Source organism: Methylobrevis pamukkalensis, assembly GCF_001720135.1.
Lineage (GTDB): Bacteria > Pseudomonadota > Alphaproteobacteria > Rhizobiales > Pleomorphomonadaceae > Methylobrevis > Methylobrevis pamukkalensis.
This window is the reverse complement of sequence record NZ_MCRJ01000326.1, coordinates 1-469: the sequence shown is the minus strand read 5'-3', so window position 1 is coordinate 469 and position 469 is coordinate 1. Positions and strand designations below refer to the sequence as shown.

Genomic DNA, 469 nt, shown 5'->3' with positions numbered 1-469 from the left:
CATAGGCCGAGAAATCCGCCTCGCCGACGCCGCCGACCGCGCCGACCACCGCCTGCTTCGGCAGCACCGCCATGATCGCGCCGATGCCCGACGGTCCGAGCGCGGAGGCGGGAAAGAACTTCAGCGCGGAGGCCCCTGCACCGAGGGCGACGAAGGCCTCGGTGGCCGTGAACACGCCGGGCATCGTCACCATGCGCGCGCCCGCGCCGCCGAAATCACCGCCGGGTCGACGTTGGGCGAGACCATCAGCCGCCCGCCGACGTCCGCCACCGCGGCGACCGCCTCCGGCGTCAGCACCGTGCCGGCGCCGACCAGCACCGACGCCGGCAGGCGCCGGGCCAGCCGCTCGATCGAGATCAGCGGATCGGGGGAGTTGAGCGGCACCTCGATCGCCTCGAAGCCGGCTTCGGCCAGCGCCTCGCCGATCGCCTCGACCTCGTCCGGCAGCCACCCCGCGCAGGATGGCGAC

The 469-nt window shown here is 74.4% G+C and carries 1 pseudogene; it reads right to left on the bottom strand.

Annotated elements, in window-relative coordinates:
- Positions 1-469, bottom strand: a pseudogene (locus A6302_RS21795) (2-dehydro-3-deoxy-6-phosphogalactonate aldolase); the annotation flags it as partial.